Here is a 19,728-nt window from a genome sequence, read left to right on the forward strand (position 1 = left end):
CTTCGCGGGCGGGGCTCCTCAGGGAGGCCCCGTCCGGGAGTCCGGGGCGGGGAGGTCCTGGGTGCGGCCCTCGCCGCGTTCGTCGCTGAGGGCGAGTCTGCGGAGCATCTCCAGGACGCGGTCGCGGGACTCGTCCGCGGCGTCGATGGCCTCCACGCAGCTCCAGTAGTGGACTTCGCCCTCGGCCGAGCAGGAGACGCCGACCAGCGCCATGCCCACCTCGCCGAGGAGTCCGCCGAGGCTGACGAGCGCGGCTCTCGGGTCGCGGATCTCGGTGAGGTCGGCCGCGCGTATCGCCGCCGTGCCGGGGTGGGCGGCGGCGAGGGCGCCGCAGCCGCGGCCGCTCACCTCGCTCAGGGCGAGGGCCTCGCCGCGCAGTTGGGGCGGGCCGCCCACCGCGAGGCGGCTGCCTATCGCCTGGGCGAGCGCCTCGGCCTGCCAGGCCTCCGTCATCACGGACGCCGCGTCGTGTCCGCGCGCGAGCGCGCCTCTGCTCGCCCTGATGAGTTGCACCGCGTCCATCTGCCGTCCCCGTTCGTCGCCATGGCGCGACCGGCCGCGCGCCCATCGCCCGTCTTCCCGAACTGCCGCTCCCTGCAGGTCCGTTCGACCGGATCGGGCGCTGCGGTCGGTCAGCCCCAGTCACACTCTTCCAGTCCACTACCCAGAGTGAAGGTAATCAGACCAAAAGACCAGGGGAATACGGAAATCTCTGGACAGAATCTCGAATCGGGCTCTTTCGATCACTCCGCAGAGTGACGGCGAGGGATCTTCGGTTCGGCCGAACCCACCGGAAAACGCTGCTCGTTGCGCTCGATCTTCGCAGCAAGGGCGGCCGGCGCGTCGATCCCGAGCACCTCGCAGAGCTGCAGAAGATACGCGAGTACGTCGGCCACCTCGTCGGTCACGCGGTGCGCGGACTCCGGGTCGTCCATCACCGCGGCCGACTGCTCGGGCGTCAACCACTGGAAGATCTCGACCAGTTCGGCCGCCTCCACGCTCAGCGCGGAGGCCAGGTTCTTCGGGGTGTGGTACTGCTGCCAGTCGCGCGCCGCGGCGAACTCCGCGAGCCGGCGCTGCAGTTGCTTCACGTCCAGGTCAGTCACCCCTCAGGTCTACCACCTCCGCTCCGGCCACCCCGCACGCCCAGGACGCTCCGCTCACCGCGGCCACCAGCCGTACCCCGCCGCTCCCCGCGCAGCGCACCGCCAGCTCCACGAGCCGGCGCGCCTGCACCTCGTCGAGGCCGCGCGCGAACCCGTCGGCGAGCACCGTGAGGGCCCCGGAGGCGGTCGCCGTCCCTGCGGGGCCGGCCGCGCCCGCCGGGTCCGCGGCGCGCACGCCGGGCCCGGTGAGCAGGACCAGGGCGAGCGCCAGAAACCTCAACTCGCCGTCCCCGAGCCGTCCGAGCGGCGTCGCGACCCGGTCGGGGCCGCGCTCCAGGACGCCCCGCACGGTGCCGTCGTCGAGCACCTGGGGCGTCACGTCGACGACCGGCCCCGCGCACCCGGCCCTCGCCACGCCCACGAGCGCCGCGTGCCGGTCCTCGCACTGGGCCCGGGTACGCCGAAGGACCTCGGCGAGGTTGTCGCAGCCGGGCCGCAGCAGCCCCTCGCCGACGCGCACCGTCGCCCGCATCCGCTCGGGCAGCGGGTCGCAGGGAAAGGCCGAGCGCAGGGCGACGACGACCTGTTCGGCGGCCTGCAGGACCCGGCGCTGCGCGTCCGTACTGCCCGCGACGCGCAGCGGGACCATGGCCGTGCCGAGGCGGTCGTCGGGGAGCGGGGCGCGGGTCACGGCGCTGGTGCCGGCCGTGTGCCAGGCGGCCTGCACGACATGGGTGGAGGGGTCGCGCAGCGCGGTCTCGAAGAGCACGCCCCCGCCTCTGCCCGCGCCCCTGCCCGCGCCCCCGCCCGCGCTCAGCCGCTCGCCGACGATCCGCAGGTCGGGCTCGGCCTGCACGGCGACGTCGAGGCGTACGGGTCCCGCGGGGCCCTCGGCCGTACAGCCGATGCGAAATCCGCGCCGCCGCTGCCGGTCGGGGCGGGCCTGGTCCGGTACGCAGTCGACGGCGTCGGGGAACGCCTCGTAGACGCTGCGCCCGTGACCGAGGCGGGCGAGTGCCTCGTACGCCTGCAGGGCACTGGACTTGCCGCTGCCGCTGGGGCCGTCGAGGAGGGTGACCGGGGCGAGCGGGAGGGTGGTGCCGCGGTGCGACTTGTAGGCGGAGAGGCGCAGTTCGGTGATCGCGGGGCAACTGCCGTCCACTGCTTGCGGGTTGCCCTCTTCGCGCACGGTCATGCTCGCGACGCTACGGAGCGGGCGGTACGGCGAACCGTTCCTCCTGAGGGCGGTTCGCGCGAAAGGGTTAGGGCTCTGGGGGTCGGTAGCCTGGGGGCACAGCCGTAGGCGTACGCCCCCCGTAGGCGTACGGCAGACCGCTCGACGGCTGGGGCCGCTCAGCCGCGCGGGGCGGTCTCCGCGTCCTCCACGAAGCCCTGCACCTCGGTGCCGGGCGGGGTGAGGAGGAAGACGTTCCGGTCGACCCGGTGCATACCGCTGCCGAGGCCCATGACGACGCCGCTGCTGAAGTCCAGTACGCGCTTGGCGACTTCGCTCTCCGCGCCGGACAGGTCGAGCAGCACCGGGATCTCGGACATCAGGGTCTCGGCGACCTCGCGGGCGTCGGAGAAGACGTTGACGCGGTGCACGACGAACTGGCGGCGGCTGTCGTGCTCGACGCCGGGCATGGCCCGGTGGCCCGGCCAGGAGGGCCACTCGTTGCTGCTGCGCAGCGGCACGACCTGGGCGAGCCCCTCCCACTGTTCGTCAGTGGCGTCGTGGCCGTAGCTGTTCACTGCCCCACCCCGTCCGGGCTCGCGATCGTTGTCTGTACCGGCCAATTCTTACGCCAACTCACCCGTTCGGCCCAACTGCGACACGGGGTGGGGGCGGGACGGTTGTACGGGGCTTCGCTTCTGCCTCCCCCGCCCCTTCCCAGCTGCGCCGATCTGCGGCTGCGGCCGCGTGCTGGACCTCGCCCGCCCTACGCTCAGGGCGTGGACGGAGACGAGCAGACAGCGCAGCTGGAGTGGTGGGCTAACCCGTCCACCTGCCTGGTGCGAATTCCGGTCACGGTGACGGCCGTTGGCGACGGCACCGCGTGGGATGCCTCACCCCGGCTCGACGACACCGCCGCCCGGGAAAGCCTGGCCCAACTCATCGCCGACGACCCGTGGTTCACCCTCCGCGTGGAGGGCTCGGAGTCCGTCGTACGAGTCGAGCTCATCGACAGGCTCGACAAAGCCGCTCCCCTCCGGCTGACCGCACCCCTACCCTCACCCCATGACTGACCAACTGCTCCCCGTCAACGGCGTCGAGTTGTGTGTGGAGGCATTCGGAGACCCGCGTGCGCCGGTCGTGCTGCTCATCGGGGGCCGGGGCAGTTCGATGGACTGGTGGGAGCGCGGGTTCTGTGAGCGGCTCGCGGTGCGGCGGCGGGTGGTGCGGTACGACCTGCGGGACACCGGGCGTTCCCGCACCGCGCCGGCCGGGCGGCCCGACTACACCTTCGCCGATCTCGTCGAGGACGCGGCCGGTCTTATCGAAGCCCTGGACGTGCCCGCCGCCCACGTCGTGGGGATCTCGATGGGCGGCGCGATCGCGCAGTGCCTCGCCGTGAACCGGCCGGACCTTGTCCGCACCCTGACCCTGGTCGCGACCACCGCGACCCTCCCCGGCGTACCCGACGAACTGCCCGTCCCCGAACCGGAGTTGACGGCCTACTTCGAGTCGGCCGGGCAGCTCCCCGCACCGGACGGGGCAGACCGGGACGCCCTCGCGGCGAGGCTCGTCGAGGACCAACGGGCCCTGATGCGCGCCGGGTTCGAGGAGCACCGGATCCGCGCCCTCGCCGAGCAGGCGGTGGACCGCTCCACCGACCCGGCCGCGATGGGCAACCACGAACTCCTCGAACCGGGACCGGAACCCTCCGCCGCCTTGGCGGACATCACCGCGCCGACCCTCGTCCTGCACGGCAGCGCCGACCCGCTCTTCCCGCTCGCGCACGGCCGGGCCCTGGCCGACGCGATCCCGGGCGCGGAGCTCCTCGTACTGGACGGGGCCGGCCACGAACCCCCGCCGCCCGCCTCCTGGGACACCGTGATCCCGGCGCTCCTGCGGCACACCTCGGCCGGGCCGGAGGCCGAGGAGAAGCTGATCGTGCGGGGCGCGGCCGCGGACCCGACCGGCTGGTTCGAGCAGCTCTACGCCGCCGGGGCCGCCGGCGAGACCGAGCTGCCGTGGGCTCGTACGGTGCCCAACCCGCTGTTGGCCGACTGGGCGCGGGACCGCGGCGTCTCGGGACCCGGGCGGGCGGTCGTGGTGGGCTGCGGGCTGGGCGCGGACGCCGAGTTCGTCTCCGGGCTCGGCTTCGAGACCAGCGCGTTCGACCTCAGCGAGACCGCGATCAGGCTGTGCCGGGAGCGCTGGCCCGGCACGACCGTCGACTACCGGACGGCGGACCTGCTCGACCTGCCCGCCGAGTGGCGCGGCGCCTTCGACCTGGTGGTCGAGGTGATCACCGTCCAGGCCCTGCCCCCGGCGCTCCGCACACCCGCCACGGCCGGCGTCCGCAGCCTGCTCGCCCCCGGCGGCACACTCCTCGTCGTGGCACTTCGGCAGGAGCGGGCGGAACCGGCGGGGACAGGCCCGACCGGGGCAGGACCGACCGGGGCAGGGCCCGCGGGTTCCGGGCCCGCGGGTTCCGGGCCCGCCGGTTCCGGGCCCGCCGGTTCCGGGCCCGCCGATTCCGGGCCCGCCGATTCCGGGCCGCCCTATCCGCTCACCCGGGCCGATCTGGACGCGTTCGCCGCCGACGGCGTCGAGGCCGTCGCGATCACCCCGGCCGACCAGCCCACCGCCGGCCCCGGCCGGTCCTCGGCGGTCGCCGCGGGACCCCGCTGGCTCGGGGAGTTCCGCCGGAGCCGATGACAGCGCGAAGCGGACGACCGAGCCGTGAGCACCGCTCCGGGCGGATGCGGCGGCGGCCCGGTCGGAACGTAACCCTGCGGGCACCCGATGGCACATCAACTTCCCTATGCTGACGGCCAGTTGACCAGCCACCCCCTGGAGCCCGCCATGCCCGTCCCGGAGAACACCCCCGCCGCCCTGCGCATCGACACCAGCCGGCCGCATCCCGCGCGGATGTACGACTGGTTCCTCGGCGGCAAGGACCACTACGAGGTGGACGAGGCGATGGGCCGTCAGATGCTGGCGGTGGAGCCGAGCATCCCGGTGATGGCGAAGGTGAACCGCGCGTTCATGCACCGCGCCACGCGCTGGCTGACCCGGCACGGCGTCCGGCAGTTCCTGGACATCGGCACCGGCATCCCCACCGAGCCCAACCTCCACCAGGTCGCGCAGCGGTCCGCGCCCACGACGCGCGTCGTGTACTGCGACAACGACCCGATCGTCCTCGCCCACGCGGAGGCCCTGCTCAGCGGCACCCCCGTAGGGCGCGATCGACTACGTACAGGCCGACGCGCGCGATGTGGACGAGATTCTCGAACAGGCGGGCAGAACCCTGGACTTCGAGCGTCCGGTGGCGCTTTCGCTGATCTCGCTGCTGCACTTCGTGACCGAGGAGGACGGCGCGTACGAGCTGGTGGCGCGACTCATGGACGTACTCGCGCCGGGCAGCCACCTGGTGATCTCGCACCTCACGGCCGACTTCCACCCGGAGGAGGCGCGGCAGGTCGACGCCCTGTACAAGGCCAAGGGCCTCACCCTCGCGCCGCGCGACCGCGAGCAGTTCGCGCGCTTCTTCCAGGGCCTCGACCTCGCCGAACCCGGCATCGTCGCCGCCGAGTCCTGGCACCCGGAACTCGGCGACCCGGTCCCCGGCCAGGAGGACATCGTGAGCGCGGGGTATGTGGCGGTGGGGCGGAAGGGGTGACTTGCTTCTCGGGCCAGCCGTTTCCTACGGGTCCTGCGTCGACGGCCCGTCGAGGTCGAGGCGGATCAGGGCGAGTGCTTCTGCGATCTCCTCGGTCAGTTCGTGGTCCGGGCCGTAGACGACGCACAGGTCTTCGTACAGCGGTTCCAGGATGTGCCGGGACTCGGTCGTCCGACCCTGCGCGAGCAGCAACATCCCGATGTCTCGCCGGAGTTCGACGGCTTCCTCGCTGACGTCGCCGTCCACGGACCGGACCAGGGCCAGGAGGTCTTCGAGGGCGGCGAGCGCCTCGGTGACCTGGCCCAGCTCCGCACGGCAGCGCGCGGCCTGGGCTCGGCAGGCGCGGGCCTGCTCGCTGCCGGGGCCGGAGGTGCGGCCGTAGGCGTCCGCCAGAGAGTCGAACTCGGGCAGCGCCGACCGGTAGTCCCCGCCGAGCAGCTGGATGGCGGCTCGATGGGTACGCAGTTCCAGGACCTGTCGGCTCTCGGAGCCGAGGGCGTGCGCCGCTCGCTCGACGATCTCGCCGAGCACCTCGGCGGCCTGCGCGAACCGCTCCTCGTCGAGGAGGTCGTTCGCGTGCGCGTAGGCGTCCTTGATCTCCTCGCGAAGCACGCCGGGGACCGGGGCGGGTCCGGGCTGCGCGGCCGGTTGCCCTCCCTCGGCCGGAGGCTGCTGCTGCGCCCGCGCGCGGGCGCGGGGCGCGTACGGGTTGCGGAACAGCCCCGTCGGGTCGGGCACTCCGGTCGGCCCGGCTTCGTTCCGTGCGGGCTCCGATCCCGGCGGAGGCAGGTACGGCCGCAGCCGCTCGTACACCTCCTGAACGTCGGCAGGCCGTGCCTCGGGGGCCTTGCGCAGCAGGTGCAGGACGAGCTCCTCCAGCGGGGACGGCACGTCCGCCCGCAGCTCGCACAACGGCTGGGGCGCGGCGTTCACGTGCTGGAACATGAGCGCGTATTCACTGTCCGCGGTGAACAGGAGCTGCCCGCCGAGGAGTTCGTGCAGCACGCACCCGAGGGCGTACAGGTCGGTCTGCGGGGTGATCCGGCCGCCGCGGACCTGCTCGGGGGCCATGTACTGGTAGGTACCGATGGGTGTCCCGGTGGCGGTCAGTTTCGTGACGTCCGTGCGGAGGATCGCGGCGATCCCGAAGTCGAGGACCTTCACGGTTCCGTCCCGCGCCACGAGGATGTTGCCCGGCTTCAGGTCGCGGTGGATGGCCGGCACGTCATGAGCGTGCGACAGCACCGTCGCCACCTGCGCGGCGACGGCCACCGCCCACTCCACGGGCAGCGGCCGGCCGTCCCGGAGGTAGGCGGACAGCGGTACGCCGTCGACCAGCTCCATGACGAGAAACAGCCGCTCCAGGGAGTCGTCGAGCACCGCGTCGTACACCTGCGGCACACCGGGATGCTGAATGCGGGCGGTGATGCGCGCCTCGCGCCGGAACCGTTTCGCGAACTCCTCGGCGAGTTCCGGCGAGGTGACGGACTGCCGGCGGACCAGCTTCACGGCGACGGGCCGGTCGAGCACGGCGTCGTATCCACGCCACACGTCCCCCATGCCGCCGTGGCTGAGCTCCTCCACGAGCTCGTACCGGTCGCCGATCCTCTGCTGTGACACCTTGCCTGCCCCCGTGGCGTACTGCTTGCGCTTCGGCTCGCTTGCCCGGTGGCGGTGGCGGCCGACTCGACCTGGTCGGAGCAAGTCTCACCTCTGGGGCGATCTTCCGTCCAGGAGGGCGAGCGGGGGCGCGGGCCTTACGGCTGAAAAGCAGCGTCGACGGTTACGGATCGCGGCCGGTCGTACTCTGCCCAGACGGTCTTGCCCGGACCGCCGCAGGTGCGCGGGTGCCAGCCCCAGCGGGTGGCGAGGCAGGCGACAAGGAGGAGACCCCGTCCGCCGGTTCCGAGCAGGTTGGTGCCAACGCTTGCGGGTTCCGGCTCTTGGTCGCCGCGGGTGTCGGTGACTTCGGTCCGTACGGCGTTGGTGTGGGCGGCGAGCCGGAGGCGGAAGTCCCGGCCAGGAACGCGGCCATGGCGTACGGCGTTCGCGGCAAGCTCGGCCACGAGCAGTGTGAGGGCGTCGTGCTCGTCGGAGCCGTAGGGAATGCCCCAGGTATTCAGTCGCTCTCCACAGAGGCGTCGGGCCAGGCGGGCACCGCGCGGGGTGGAGGTGAACCGCATCTCGAACTGCACTTCCTTGTCGCCGAGTTGGGTGGGTCGGTCTTCCGTTGTGGGGTTGTTCGTCATGGCTCCACGGTGCGGTCCGGTGGCGTAGCGTGACCATGGGTGGCGCGCTGTCACGACGGCTCTGTACGCGGGGGCTGTGCGCGTTGTACGCGGCGGGAAGGGCGGGCGCGATGGAGCGCGAGGAACACGACGGGGAGCTGGGCGAGCGCCCTGAGGACGACCCCGGCTCGGGCGTAGTGGTGGCGTTCGGGCGGCAGTTGAAGGCGTTGCGGTTGCGGGCGGGCCTCGACCGTGCGGAGTTCGGGAGGCTCGTGGGGTACGCGGCCCAGTCCGTGGCGTCGTTCGAGCAGGGGCGCCGGATTCCGCCGCCGCGGTTCATCGAGCGGGCGGATGAAGTCCTGGATGCGCGGGGGGTGTTGACCGCCATGAAGGAGGAGGTGGGGCGGGCTCAGTATCCGGCGTTCTTCCGGGACATGGCCCGCCTGGAAGCAGAGGCGGTGGAGTTGTGCGTCTACGACACGCATGTGATCAACGGCCTGTTGCAGACCGAGGACTACACGCGTGCGCTCCTCAGGATGCGACGCCCCTTGCTGGATGAGGAAACCATCGAATCCAGGGTGGCGGCCCGCCTCGCGCGGCACGACATCTTCAACCGGTGGCCGGCCCCGTTGCTGAGCTTCGTGCTGGAGGAGTCTGTTCTCCGTAAGCCGCTCGGCGGCAGGGCAGTCCAGCGGGGGCAGCTGGAGCAACTGCTCCTGATCGGGCAGAAGCGGAGCGTGGAACTTCAGGTGATGCCACTCGACCGGGAGGACAACGCCGGGGTCGACGGCCCGTTCACCGTGATCGCACGCAAGGGCGGTGAGCAGCTCCTGTACACCGAAGTACAGGGTCGCAGCCGCCTGTTGTCGGATCGGGAGGAGACCCGACTGGCTGCCGCACGCTATGGGATCATCCGGAGCCAGGCCCTCACTCCACGAGAGTCACTGACGTTGGTCGAGAAGTTGCTGGGAGAGCTATGAACACCGGAGAAACCACGCCTGCTCGGCCGGAGCTCGCTTGGTTCAAGAGCAGCTACAGCGGCGCCGAAGGCGGCCAGTGCGTCGAGGTGGCCGCCACCGCCGATGCCGTGCACATCCGGGACTCCAAGAGGCCACTTACCAGCCCAACCCTGGCCGTTGGACGCGAAGCATGGGCCGGATTCCTCGACCTGGCCGCCGAGTCGCCGGCGTAAGGCGAACGCACCGCGGGCCCGCGTACACCACCCCGGTGTACGCGGGCCCGCCTGCATCCCACTCCTACTCGTCCAGCCCCGTCTCGCGCCGGATCATGCGCCAGGCCGCACGGCGCGCGCTGCGGTCGAGGTTGGACTTGAAGCTCTGGTCAGCACCGAAGTAGCGCTTGCCGAGGGCGTCGACGGTGGAGACGTGATCCATCATGTAGCCGTTGAACGCCTTGTCGAAGACGACGCCGAAATTCTCCTCGTCGTTGACGACGGCCGCGGCACGGACCTTCGGGTCGTTCTTGGCGGCGTTGAAGGCGGGGAGGACATCCTCCTCCGTGAACTCGGTGCCGAACTTCGCGTTGAACTTGTCGATGAGTTCGGACAGGAGCGACTTCTCGGCCTCCTTGGCGCCGCCCGACCCGTCACCGAAGCCCTTGAGCTCGGCCGCGCCCTCGGGGTTGAGGGACACGTCGTACTCGCCGGTCTTCTCCACGCGCAGGTGGCTCAGGTCGACTTCGCCTATGTCGACGCCACCGTCGGCACGGCGCGGCAGGCGGTTCAGCAAGTACCGCCCGTACAGGTGCAACCGCTCCAACTCCGGGTCCTGGTACGGCACGATCTGCGCGAGGAACCCGTACTTGCGGACGTAGTCGTGAAGATCCGCGCGGAAGTCCTCGGCGGTCTCGATCCGTTCCTCGTCGTCCTCGTCCTCAAGGAGCTCGGCGAAGCGCGTGACCGCGGGCGACAGCAGCCGGTACAGCTCAGCGTGCAGCTTCTCCCACTTGGCCTGCGAGCCGGCCGCCTTCTCCTTGGCCTCGAAGCAGGCCGCGACGAACTCGTCCATCTCCGATTCCGAGATGACCGGGGCCGACATGACCCGACTCTGGGCCGTGTAGAGGAGGTTGGGGTCCGAGGGCAGAGTGTGCGCCTCTTCGAAGTACGGGCGGAAGGCGTCCTGGATGTCCTCGGCCTCGTTGACGAAGTCCAGGACGGCGAGGTCGGCCTGGGACTTGCGCTCGGCGGTGCGGTTGAGCCGGGACAGGGTCTGCACCGCGGAGATGCCGGTCAGCACCTTGTTCACGTACATCGTGGTGAGGAGCGGCTGGTCGAAGCCGGTCTGGTACTTCTCCGCCACGACGAGGATCTTGTACTCGGGCTGCCCCTTGCCGCCGGCCTTCACGGCCTTGTCGTCGGCACGGACGTACGCGAACGCCTTCGGCAGGGCACTCTCCGCGAGGCCGCCGTTCTCCTTCGACTCGGTGGTCTCCTCGTCGTCGATGGTGAGGGACCCCGAGAAGGCGACGAGGACACCCAGGTCCGGGTACTTGGTGTCGTAGTCCCGGTCCTTGATGTAGCTCTTGATGGCGCGTGCCATCTGCGCGGCGGACTGCCGGGACGCGGTCACGACCATGGACTTGGCGCGCCCGCCGAGCCGACCGCGGGTGTGCGCGAGGAAGTGCTCGACGATCACCTGGGCGTGCTGGGAGACCGTGTGCTCGTGGGTGAGCGCGAACCGGGCGAGCAGGCTGTTGGCCTTGGAGGGGTCGACCTCCAGCTCGTCGGGGTTCTGGTTCACCAGCTTCCAGTACGTGTTGTACGTGACGTAGTTGCGCAGCGGGTCGAGGATGAAGCCTTCGTCGATGGCCTGGCGCATGGAGTACGTGTGGAAGGGCTTGTAGACCGCTTCTCCGTTCTCCTTGCCCTCGACGCCGAAGAGTTCGAGGGTCTTGGACTTCGGGGTGGCGGTGAAGGCGAAGTAGGAAAGGTTGGTGGCGCGGGAGCGCTCCAGGGCCTTCCGCTTCAGCTTCTTCTCGACCGGAGTGGTGGTCGCGCCCGCGTCGTCCGAGTCGGAGTCGAGGCCGAGGTCTCGGAGTGCCGCCCTGACATCGGTGGCGGCGTCGCCGGACTGGGAGGAGTGCGCCTCGTCGATGATGATCGCGAAGCGGCTGCCCTTGAGTTCGGTCGGGTTCCGCTTGAGGTAATCGAGCAGCGCCGGGAACGAGTGCAGGGTGACCGTGACGATCTTGCCGGTGTCGCGGGAGAGGGCGCGGGCGAGCTGTTCGCTCTTGGCGCCGTGCTTCTCGTCGATCTTCACGACGAGGCCGTCGGTCTGCGAGAAACTGCCGACGGTTTCCCGGAGTTGGGCGTCCAGGTTGCGGCGGTCGGTGATGACGATGGTCTTGTCGAAGACCGGCTCACCGGGGACGATCCGGCCGGCGGTCAGGGCGTCCTGGTCGAGCTTGCGCGGGTCGGTGTCGGCGTGCAGGTCGGACAGCCGGTGGGCGAGCCAGCCGATGGTGTTCGACTTGCCTGACCCGGCGGAGGCCATGACGAGGTAGTTCTCGCCCGAGCCGTGGGTGGCGGCGTGGGCGGTGAGCTTCTTGACGACGTCCCACTGGTGGTAGCGGGGGAAGATCGTGGACTTGGTGGTGCCGCCGCCGGGCGTCTTGTGCTTCTGCTGATGCGCGAAGCGCTGCAGCAGGTCCAGCCAGTTCTCCCGCTCCCAGACCTGCTCCCAGAGGTAGCTGGTCGCATACGTGCCGAAGGTGGTGGGCTCGGGGTTTCCGGCACCACCGGGCTGACCGGGGCCGTTGGATCCGGTGTTGAAGGGCAGGAACCGGGTGTTCTTGCCACGGAGCTGCGTCGCGACGAAGACCAGGTCCTGGTCGACGGCGAAGTTCGCGATGACGCGCTTCGTGAAGATCAGCTCGGTGGGGTCACGGTCGGAGCGGTACTGCTCCTTGGCGTGCTCGACCGTCTGATGCGTGTGCGCGTTCTTCAACTCGGCGGTCGCTACGGGGATGCCGTTGAGGAACAGGGTCAGGTCGAGTCGGTGACCCCAGTCCAACTGCTTGGTGGCGTAGGGGAGTTCACGTACGACGGTGAGGCGGTTGGCACGGTAATTGTCGAGGACGGAGTCGTCGGGGACGAGGTTGGGCTTGAAGTAGGCGACGCGGATGCGGACGCCTCGGTCCTTGACGCCGTTACGGAGGACGTTGAGCAGGCCGTCATCGGCGATGGCTTTGTCGAGCCGCTGAGCGAAACCGCGCTGGGCGTCTTCTTGGGTTCCGTAGATACCGGCGAGCTCGTACCACTCTTCGGCCTGGGTGCGCTCGATGAAGGTGAAGAGTTCGTGGGTGTCGAGCCCGATGTCGGGGCGGTAATCCTCGGAGTTGGCCTCGCGCCATCCGCGTTCGGTGAGCGCAGCGACTATGGCGGAACCGAAGGCGTTCTCGTCGTGCACGGGGCTCATGAGGCGGTGACTCCGTCCGTTACGTTGCGACCGCTGGCGGTTGAGACGTCGAATTGGCCGGTTACTGCGGCTGTGATTAGGGCTTGGCGGCGTTCGGCGAGGAGTTGCAGCTGCCCCCGCAACAACTGAACTAGGTTGTCACGGCGCTCTCGGATCGCTCCTGTGGCCCGTAGCAGATCCTCCTGAGATTCCGCAGCAACCGGCCAGGAGAGATTGAAATTGCCAAGGTCTTCCATACCCAACGTTGGTTGTGCCGTGTCCGAACTGGTCACATCAACGGCTTGCCGAAGGAACGAAGGTGTCGTCAACCAAGTTGACATCAGTTGCGGCGACACTCCGGTCTGGGGACGAAGGGATGCCACGGCACGCGCAACGTTCGCTCCTGCGAGCTCTGGCGGAACGACTGCTGACCGCCCCATGGTCCCAACAACGCTGAGCAGGACGTCACCAGGCCGTGCCACAGTGCGCGCGTACTGCGCGGAAAGACTGTCCGGGATCTTCGCGAGGGATTCCGCGCGCCCCGGCAAGTCGAGAAGATCATTGACGCGAATAAAACGAACTCCGGCGTCGGCGAACTGAGGAACAAGTACGCCATATCGCGGCTTGACCGCCAACAAATACTTAAGCCGCGTAAGCTTATGCGAAGCCCGATTAAAAGCATCTTCGAGAGCGGAGCTAGCACGCTCCTCCGTAAGTCGGATCTGCCGATCTCGCAAGCGCACCATTAGCCCGATTCGAGCCGTCTCAGCATCAAGGAAGTCAGCGATGCGGCACTGCTCCTCCAAGGCGGGAGCACACATCGGAATGTTCGCGTATCGATCCGCATTGAAATTCTGAATCGTCGAAGCAACCGCTTGCGAATGAACCGCTTCCTGAAACTTCACTGACTGAGTCACATAGCTCAAGAAGCGGGGCTCTACACTCTTCCTTGGCCTGAATCTAATTAGGAAACCGGCATACGTATGCCCGTTCGCCTCCTCCGGAACTAGAAAGGAGCGCCCCAACGTCCCGCTGCGAGACAAAAGAATGTCTCCGCTCTGCAGCTCATGACGAGGACCAACAGCCTCTTCCACAAAAATTCCGAACTCGGCATCTCTGAGCGATCCATCGGCAGCAATGTCCGACGTCCTGATCAGCCGCGTCCCGGACGCCGTGTAGCTGTCAGCAGCCACGTTCAGGCCGTATTGGCCCGAGTCGACACATAGATACTTCAGGCGAGTATCTACCCAAGTCATTCCGTAACCTCCCCCAACAGCCCCTGAATCTCCGCCTCCAGAGCCTTAAGCTCCGCGTCGATTTCCGCCAGCGGCCGCGGCGGCTCGTACACATAGAAGTGCCGCGTGAACGGAATCTCGTACCCGACCTTCGTCTTGCTGTGGTCGATCCACGCATCCGGCACATGCGGGTGGACCTCCCGCTTCAGGTACTCCTCGACGTCCTCCCCCAACGGGACGTTCTCGTAGTCCCGCAGCTCCGAGTCCGGCTCAGGCGCGCCCTTGACCAACTGCACCTCGCCCTCCGGATCCCGTACCCCGACCGCCTCCCGCAAGGCCTTCGCGAACGGCGCACCCGAGGGCCACATCAGGCCGGCGCCCACCGCCGCGTCCTTGAGCGCCACGAACGCCTCGGACTTCGTCTCCCACGACGACCCGAGCAGCGACCGCACCGCGGCCACGAACTCCTCCGCCCGCTCCAGCTTCTGCACCGGCTTCGCCGCGCCCAGCGCCGCCAGCGTCTCCTCCGTCACCTCGAAGCGGAGTTTCAACGGCCGTTCCACGGTGATGCGTTGGTAGCCGAACGCCTCGTTGTCGAAGACCTTGACCTTCGCGTGGAGGGGGTGGCCTTCATCGACCGCCGCGTCCAGCGCCTCCCCGTACAGCCGCGTCACCTCGCCGATGTGGTTCGGCGAACCGCCCGTACCGTCACCCAGCCGCTTCCGCTTGTCGCCGAGCGACTTCCGCATCTTGACCCACTGGTCACGCGCGTCGAGCAGGACGACCTTGCCCTTGTGATCCGGGGACTTGCGGTTCGTGAGGATCCAGAAGTACGTGGAGATGCCGGTGTTGTAGAAGAGCTGGTCGGGGAGCGCGACGATCGCCTCCAGCCAGTCGTTCTCCAGGATCCAGCGGCGGATCTCCGACTCGCCCGAGCCGGCCGCGCCCGTGAACAGCGGGGAGCCGTTGAAGACGATGGCAATACGCGAACCGCCCTTACCGTTCGCGTCGACCGGCTTCATCATCGAGATCATGTGCTGCAGGAAGAGCAGCGAACCGTCGTTGATGCGCGGCAGGCCCGCGGCGAAGCGACCCGCGTCGCCGAGGTTCTTGTGCTCGTACTCGACGTCCTCCTTGACCTTCTTCCACTCCACGCCGAACGGCGGGTTGGCCAGGAGGTAGTCGAAGTTCTTGCGCGTGAATGCCGGGTCGGAGAAGGAGTTGCCGAATGCGATGTGGTCCGGGTCCTGCTCCTTGATCATCAGGTCGGACCGGCAGATCGCCCACGACTCTGGGTTCAACTCCTGCCCGTACACCTCGACTTCGGCGTCCGGGTTCAGCTCGCGGATGTGCTCCTCCGCCGCCGACAACATGCCGCCGGTGCCGCAGGCCGGGTCCATGACTGTGCGGACCGTGCCGGGGAGGGTGAGCGCGTCGCCGTCCGGGGCGATGAGGAGGTTCACCATGAGCTTGATGACCTCGCGCGGCGTGAAGTGCTCACCGGCCGTCTCGTTGGACTGCTCGGCGAAGCGGCGGATCAGCTCCTCGAAGATGTAGCCCATGTTGTGGTTGGGCACGTTGTCCGGGTGCAGGTCCAGGTCCGTGAACTTGCCGATGACCTTGTACAGCAGGTCCGAGCTGTCGAGCCGCTTGATCTGCTGCGCGAACTCGTACTTCTCCAGGACCTCGCGGGCGTTCTCCGAGAAGGCACCCACGTATACCTGCAGGTTCTTGGCCGCGTTCTTCGGGTCGCCGGCGATCTTCTTCAGGGTGAGGCCGGAACGGTTGTAGAAGGAGTGGCCTGAGGCGCGGCGCAGGAAGGCGTCCGGGTTGAAGTCCTCCTCGTCCTTGTACTTCTCCGCGACCTCGGTGACCTTGTCCCGCGTCGGCTCCAGGACGCATTCCAAGCGGCGCAGGACCGTGAACGGCAGGATCACCTTGCCGTAGTCGGACTGCTTGTAGTCACCGCGCAAGAGGTCGGCGACGGACCAGGCGTGGTTCGCCAGCTCCGTGTGCTTGTTGCTGTTCAAAGGACTTCCCCGGTTTCCTTCCAAGGGCTTCCCGCCCATTTCGGGCGGATGGAGTCAGTGTGGTCGATGTGGGTGCGCCGAAGGCGCGGATCTTCAGTTCCGGCCGCAATGCGGTCACCGGTCGCAGTGCGGTCAGGGGCCTTCAGGCGGTACGAGTCCTCCGGACGTGAGGCCGAGGACCATTGCCGTGGCCATCTCCTCGCCGGTCACCGCTGTCGCGCGCGCCGCGGCGCGCAGCTCGTCGACCCGGCGGAAGGCCTCCCCGTAGCGCTGCTGTTGGGCGAGGGGCAGCAGCGGAATCCGCAGGCGTCCCGGGTTGATCTGAGTCAGTCCGGCGGTGCCCGTGGACGCGACGGCGATGTTGTCGTCCGCCCCCACGAAGCCCGCGAGGAACCAGGCGTCGAGCCGCGCCGGGTCGGGACGCAGGATGTGCAGGTGCGGGCCGAGCCAGGCCCCGGCGTCCTCGTCGCCCACGACTCTGGCCATCACGCCCCGCGTGCCCTGAGGTGCCGCACCGCGCAGGACCACGTCACCTGCGGCGACCCGGTGCGCGGTGTCCGTACGAATACGGTCGGGCGTGCCCGAGGGGGACGTTCCGGCAGTCAGGTCGCCGACGGTCAGCACTCGGGCATCGGCTCCCGTCCCCGCACCAGCCCCACTTCCCTTGTCCTGCCCGGCCGTTGAGCCACTCCCCGTGTCACGGGACGCCGGCATCGCCCCCCTCAGCAAGGTGAGCGCTCCGCCGCGCGCCAGGTCGGAGACGGTGGCTGTACGCCAGCCCTCCCGCGCCGCCCCGTCCACCGCGTCGGCCGGCTCCCACTCGCCCGCCTCGGATTCGGAGGCTGCGCTCAGCGCGCCCACCTGCTCGGCCAGCTTCCCGCGCAACTCCGTGACACGACGCTTCAACGCCCGAGGCGAGACATCGGCGGCCGTCGCCCGGACGTGTCGTGCCGGGCTGAAGTCGACGACGTCACCGAGAAGGTCGACGACCGGCACCGCACGCGCCACACCCGGCTCATCGGTGAACGCGTCCGGATCTGCCACGAAGGACGTCCACGAGGCGAGGACCCGCTTCGTCAAGTCCAGCCATTCAACGGAAGGTTGGGCGGAACCGCCACGGCTGCGTGCGCCCCGAGAACCAGGCCCGCTCCCTTCCCCCTGTGCCTCGACCTCTCCGCTGACGAAGAGAACCGACGTACGCTCCGGCCCACCAGGCTCAGGCCGCTGCAGCACCCAGATGTTCAGCCCGACGTGGAAGGGCTGGGCGGCACGCGCAGGAAGTGAGACCACGGCGCGCAGAGCTCCGCTGCGCGCGAGCTCGGTGCGGATCCGACGGCCCGAAGAGCGGAAGGCGAGCGCAGGCGGCAGCAGCAGCACCGCATAACCGCCCGGTTCGACATGCGCCAACGCATGCTGCACCCAAGCCAGTTCGGACTCCGACCGGGGTGGGACGCCATACGCCCATCGAGGGTCGTACGCCAGCTCTTCCTGACCCCAGTCACGGTCACCGAACGGCGGATTGCACAGGACCGCGTCCACCAACAGGCCGGGGAACGCGTCCGCCCTCAGGCTGTCGCCCGCTTCGATCCGCACCGACTCCGCCAGTGCCGGATCCTTCGCCGCTTTCCCTCGGCGCGCGGCTCCGGATCGGGCATCGCCCGCAGGAAGCAGCAGCCGCACCGCGGCCCGCTGCGCCTGAACAGGCAGTACGTCCTGCCCGTAGAGCGTGCGCACCCCCTCTTGTGCGGCGGCCACGAGGAGGCCGCCGCCACCGCAGGCCGGGTCGAGTGCAGAGTGCGCGCCGGCCGGAAGCAGGCGGGCCATCAGCGAGGCCAGCTCATCCGGCGTCCGGTACGTGCCGGTCGCCGCGCTTTCCTCCAACTCTCGCTCCGCCAGGACATCGAGGGCGGCCTGGGCCCCCACCTCACGGACACAGCGGGCCAGCGCGCGTACGGCAGCGGCGTCCGCCGTCTCGTACGAGCCGATGGATTCGAGGTTCGCGACAGCGGCAGGGAGGCGGTCGACAGCCTCGCGGGCCGCCACAAGCACCTCCGTGTCCGACAACGAGTCGAGCTCCGGCTCCCCGCGTTCACCGTCGAGCGCCAGAGCGGCCACCAGCGGGAAGAGTCGCGACGCCATCCCCGCCGGACGCAGCCGCAGAGCCGTGCGCAATTCCTCGGCAGGCGCCCCTGCCGAGCTCTGCCCGCGCTTGCGCAGCCACTCCTGGACGGCCTGAAGGTCGTACAGCGGACTGCTTTCAGTGCCCCCGTCGGGCTCGGGGAAGTCGGCGTGGCGGCGCCGCCAGTTACTGACCGTGGCACGCGTGACCCCCGCGATGCGGGAGATCTCGGCAGCCGTGACCTGCGCCGACGCCCCTGGCGAAGCGCCATGTGCGGTCTGCTGCTTGGGCATGGCGTGAAGTCCTAACGCATCGAGGATGAACTGCTCACACCTTACCCTCACCGTCAAACACGTCAAGACGTTTGACAGTGCTTTCACGCACCTGTTTACTCGTTACTGCTTGCACTGAGCGAGCGCTGCCACACCCGACTTGCACACAGGAGCCCTCATGCGCCTCACCATGCCGACCACGGTCATCGAAGGAACCCGGATCACCGTCATGCCGTTCCGCGACAACGCGGTGCTCGGAACGGTCTCGCTCCCCGCCCTGCTCCAGCTCGTGCCGTCACCCCGCCGGGAGGAGGACCAGAAGAGCCTCAAGGCCGCATCGGGGCACGTCCGCCAGCACGCGGAGATCCGCGCGCAGGTACAGCGCACCCTGAAGTCCACAGGCAAGGGCAAGAACGCCACGTCGTACGCCGAATACATCGCCGGAGGCATCAACGGCGAGTTCGGCGACGCCTGGTCGCTTCCGCCCATCACGTTCTGGCACGCCGACGACGTCGCCGCGGTCAGCGACGAGCTCGTCCCCGGCACCGGGCTGCGGAACATCACGATCGCCCCCGGCGCCACCGTCGTAGCCGTGGACGGCGAAACCCAGCTCACCGCCTGGCACGACCTCTTCGACGACCCCGAGAAGTTCGGTCTCGGATATGAGCAGCTCGCTGCCGTGCGCATCCCGTTCGAGATGTACGTGGGCCTCTCCTCGGCAGACGCCCGCCAGGTCTTCCACGACCGCAACGTGCTCGGCGTCGACGTCTCCAAGAACCTCTCCATGTCCATGGACCAGCGCGACCTGGCCACCCGACTCGCCCACCGCGTCGCCGAGGCCGTGAAGGTGGAGGTCGACGGCAAGCTCATCCCGTTCAGCAAGCTGGTCAACGCGAGCAAGCGACAGGTCGGAAAGACGGACCCCGAGGTCGTCACGCTCTCCGCGCTGCGCGCCCTGGTCGTCGCCTCGGTGTACGGCCGCTCCGGACTGAACCTGTCCTCTGCGACCATCCACGAGGAAGACCTGCCGGCGGGCACCGGCAGTGAAGTCGTGGAGCGCACGATCGTCCCGCTCCTCGCCGGACTGATCACCGAGCACCTCGAGTGCTTCACATCCCGCAGCGCCATCACTGCGCCTGCGGTGATCGCGGGCCTCGGCGTGGCCGTGCACCAGACGACACCCTGGGCCGACTCGTTGAACGGCCTGCACGCAGACGACCTGCGCGCACTCCTCGCCGACATTCGCTGGGAACGGGAGGCCTCCTACTGGGACGGCATCGCCGCCAAGACCGGCACCACCGGCCGCCTCAACTTCAGCGGCGGCGTGAAGGACTCCGGCGGGCGCGTTGCCGACGCGATCCTCTACCCGGCCACCGAGTCAGGACAGAAGATCCGCGGGCATCGGGCGTGATGAGCGCAAGGTTCCACGGGGTGCGGCAGCGAGCGAGTCGACGCGGTGCCGCGCCCCGCCGG

At 69.3% G+C, this 19,728-nt stretch carries 15 protein-coding genes and 1 pseudogene; 6 read left to right on the plus strand and 10 right to left on the minus strand.

The genetic code is table 11. The annotated features are described in order from the left end of the window. Positions 1-18: 18 nt before the first annotated feature. The 4 genes from QIS96_RS01005 to QIS96_RS01020 form a co-directional block, all read right to left on the minus strand. A complete protein-coding gene (locus QIS96_RS01005) occupies positions 19-522 on the minus strand; it encodes a DUF6099 family protein (protein WP_282540374.1) in 504 nt (167 codons plus the stop codon). 221 nt (positions 523-743) lie between these two features. Next, positions 744-1,106: a nucleotide pyrophosphohydrolase gene (locus QIS96_RS01010; protein ID WP_282540375.1), complete on the minus strand. Its 363-nt coding sequence runs from the start codon at positions 1,104-1,106 to the stop codon at positions 744-746. Then, the gene (locus QIS96_RS01015; RefSeq protein ID WP_282540376.1) at positions 1,099-2,301 is read right to left on the minus strand and encodes an AAA family ATPase; all 1,203 of its coding nucleotides are present in this window, start codon (positions 2,299-2,301) and stop codon (positions 1,099-1,101) included. Before QIS96_RS01015 ends, QIS96_RS01010 begins: the two co-directional genes overlap by 8 nt. A gap of 158 nt (positions 2,302-2,459) precedes the next feature. Next, the gene (locus QIS96_RS01020; RefSeq protein WP_282540377.1) at positions 2,460-2,858 is read right to left on the minus strand and encodes a cell division protein SepF; all 399 of its coding nucleotides are present in this window, start codon (positions 2,856-2,858) and stop codon (positions 2,460-2,462) included. 201 nt (positions 2,859-3,059) lie between these two features. On the opposite strand from QIS96_RS01020, the gene QIS96_RS01025 reads away from it, so the two are divergent. The 3 genes and pseudogenes from QIS96_RS01025 (at position 3,060) to QIS96_RS01035 (ending at position 5,956) form a co-directional block, all read left to right on the plus strand. Beyond that, entirely contained in the window at positions 3,060-3,353 is a 294-nt protein-coding gene (locus QIS96_RS01025; protein ID WP_282540378.1) for a hypothetical protein, read from the plus strand. Next, positions 3,346-4,992 (plus strand): alpha/beta fold hydrolase, encoded by a 1,647-nt coding sequence (locus QIS96_RS01030; protein ID WP_282540379.1) that lies wholly within the window; start codon positions 3,346-3,348, stop codon positions 4,990-4,992. The genes QIS96_RS01025 and QIS96_RS01030 overlap by 8 nt, the downstream gene beginning before the upstream one ends. 147 nt (positions 4,993-5,139) lie before the next feature. Next, positions 5,140-5,956: pseudogene (locus QIS96_RS01035) on the plus strand (SAM-dependent methyltransferase). A gap of 24 nt (positions 5,957-5,980) precedes the next feature. On the opposite strand, the gene QIS96_RS01040 reads toward QIS96_RS01035, so the two are convergent. Continuing rightward, positions 5,981-7,516 (minus strand): serine/threonine-protein kinase, encoded by a 1,536-nt coding sequence (locus QIS96_RS01040; protein ID WP_408907099.1) that lies wholly within the window; start codon positions 7,514-7,516, stop codon positions 5,981-5,983. 197 nt (positions 7,517-7,713) lie between these two features. Further along, on the minus strand, positions 7,714-8,205 hold the full coding sequence (locus QIS96_RS01045) for an ATP-binding protein (RefSeq protein WP_282540381.1): 492 nt from the start codon (positions 8,203-8,205) through the stop codon (positions 7,714-7,716). 110 nt (positions 8,206-8,315) lie between these two features. On the opposite strand from QIS96_RS01045, the gene QIS96_RS01050 reads away from it, so the two are divergent. Beyond that, positions 8,316-9,164, plus strand: coding sequence for a helix-turn-helix domain-containing protein (locus QIS96_RS01050; RefSeq protein WP_282540382.1), 849 nt, complete (start codon positions 8,316-8,318; stop codon positions 9,162-9,164). Next, positions 9,161-9,376 (plus strand): DUF397 domain-containing protein, encoded by a 216-nt coding sequence (locus tag QIS96_RS01055; protein WP_282540383.1) that lies wholly within the window; start codon positions 9,161-9,163, stop codon positions 9,374-9,376. Before QIS96_RS01050 ends, QIS96_RS01055 begins: the two co-directional genes overlap by 4 nt. 64 nt (positions 9,377-9,440) lie before the next feature. Here QIS96_RS01055 and QIS96_RS01060 read toward each other — a convergent pair whose 3' ends face one another. The 4 genes from QIS96_RS01060 to QIS96_RS01075 form a co-directional block, all read right to left on the minus strand. Then, the gene (locus QIS96_RS01060) at positions 9,441-12,620 is read right to left on the minus strand and encodes a type I restriction endonuclease subunit R (protein ID WP_282540384.1); all 3,180 of its coding nucleotides are present in this window, start codon (positions 12,618-12,620) and stop codon (positions 9,441-9,443) included. After that, positions 12,617-13,792 (minus strand): restriction endonuclease subunit S, encoded by a 1,176-nt coding sequence (locus QIS96_RS01065; RefSeq protein ID WP_282540385.1) that lies wholly within the window; start codon positions 13,790-13,792, stop codon positions 12,617-12,619. The genes QIS96_RS01060 and QIS96_RS01065 overlap by 4 nt, the downstream gene beginning before the upstream one ends. Before the next feature lie 59 nt (positions 13,793-13,851). Further along, positions 13,852-15,864, minus strand: coding sequence for a type I restriction-modification system subunit M (locus QIS96_RS01070; RefSeq protein ID WP_282540386.1), 2,013 nt, complete (start codon positions 15,862-15,864; stop codon positions 13,852-13,854). A 132-nt stretch (positions 15,865-15,996) separates the two neighbouring features. After that, entirely contained in the window at positions 15,997-18,276 is a 2,280-nt protein-coding gene (locus tag QIS96_RS01075) for an N-6 DNA methylase (RefSeq protein ID WP_282540387.1), read from the minus strand. A gap of 157 nt (positions 18,277-18,433) precedes the next feature. On the opposite strand from QIS96_RS01075, the gene QIS96_RS01080 reads away from it, so the two are divergent. Then, positions 18,434-19,666: a DNA sulfur modification protein DndB gene (locus QIS96_RS01080; protein ID WP_282540388.1), complete on the plus strand. Its 1,233-nt coding sequence runs from the start codon at positions 18,434-18,436 to the stop codon at positions 19,664-19,666. Positions 19,667-19,728 lie beyond the last annotated feature (62 nt).

This window comes from Streptomyces cavernicola (assembly GCF_029968035.1).
In the GTDB taxonomy this organism is placed as follows: Bacteria; Actinomycetota; Actinomycetes; order Streptomycetales; family Streptomycetaceae; genus Streptomyces; species Streptomyces cavernicola.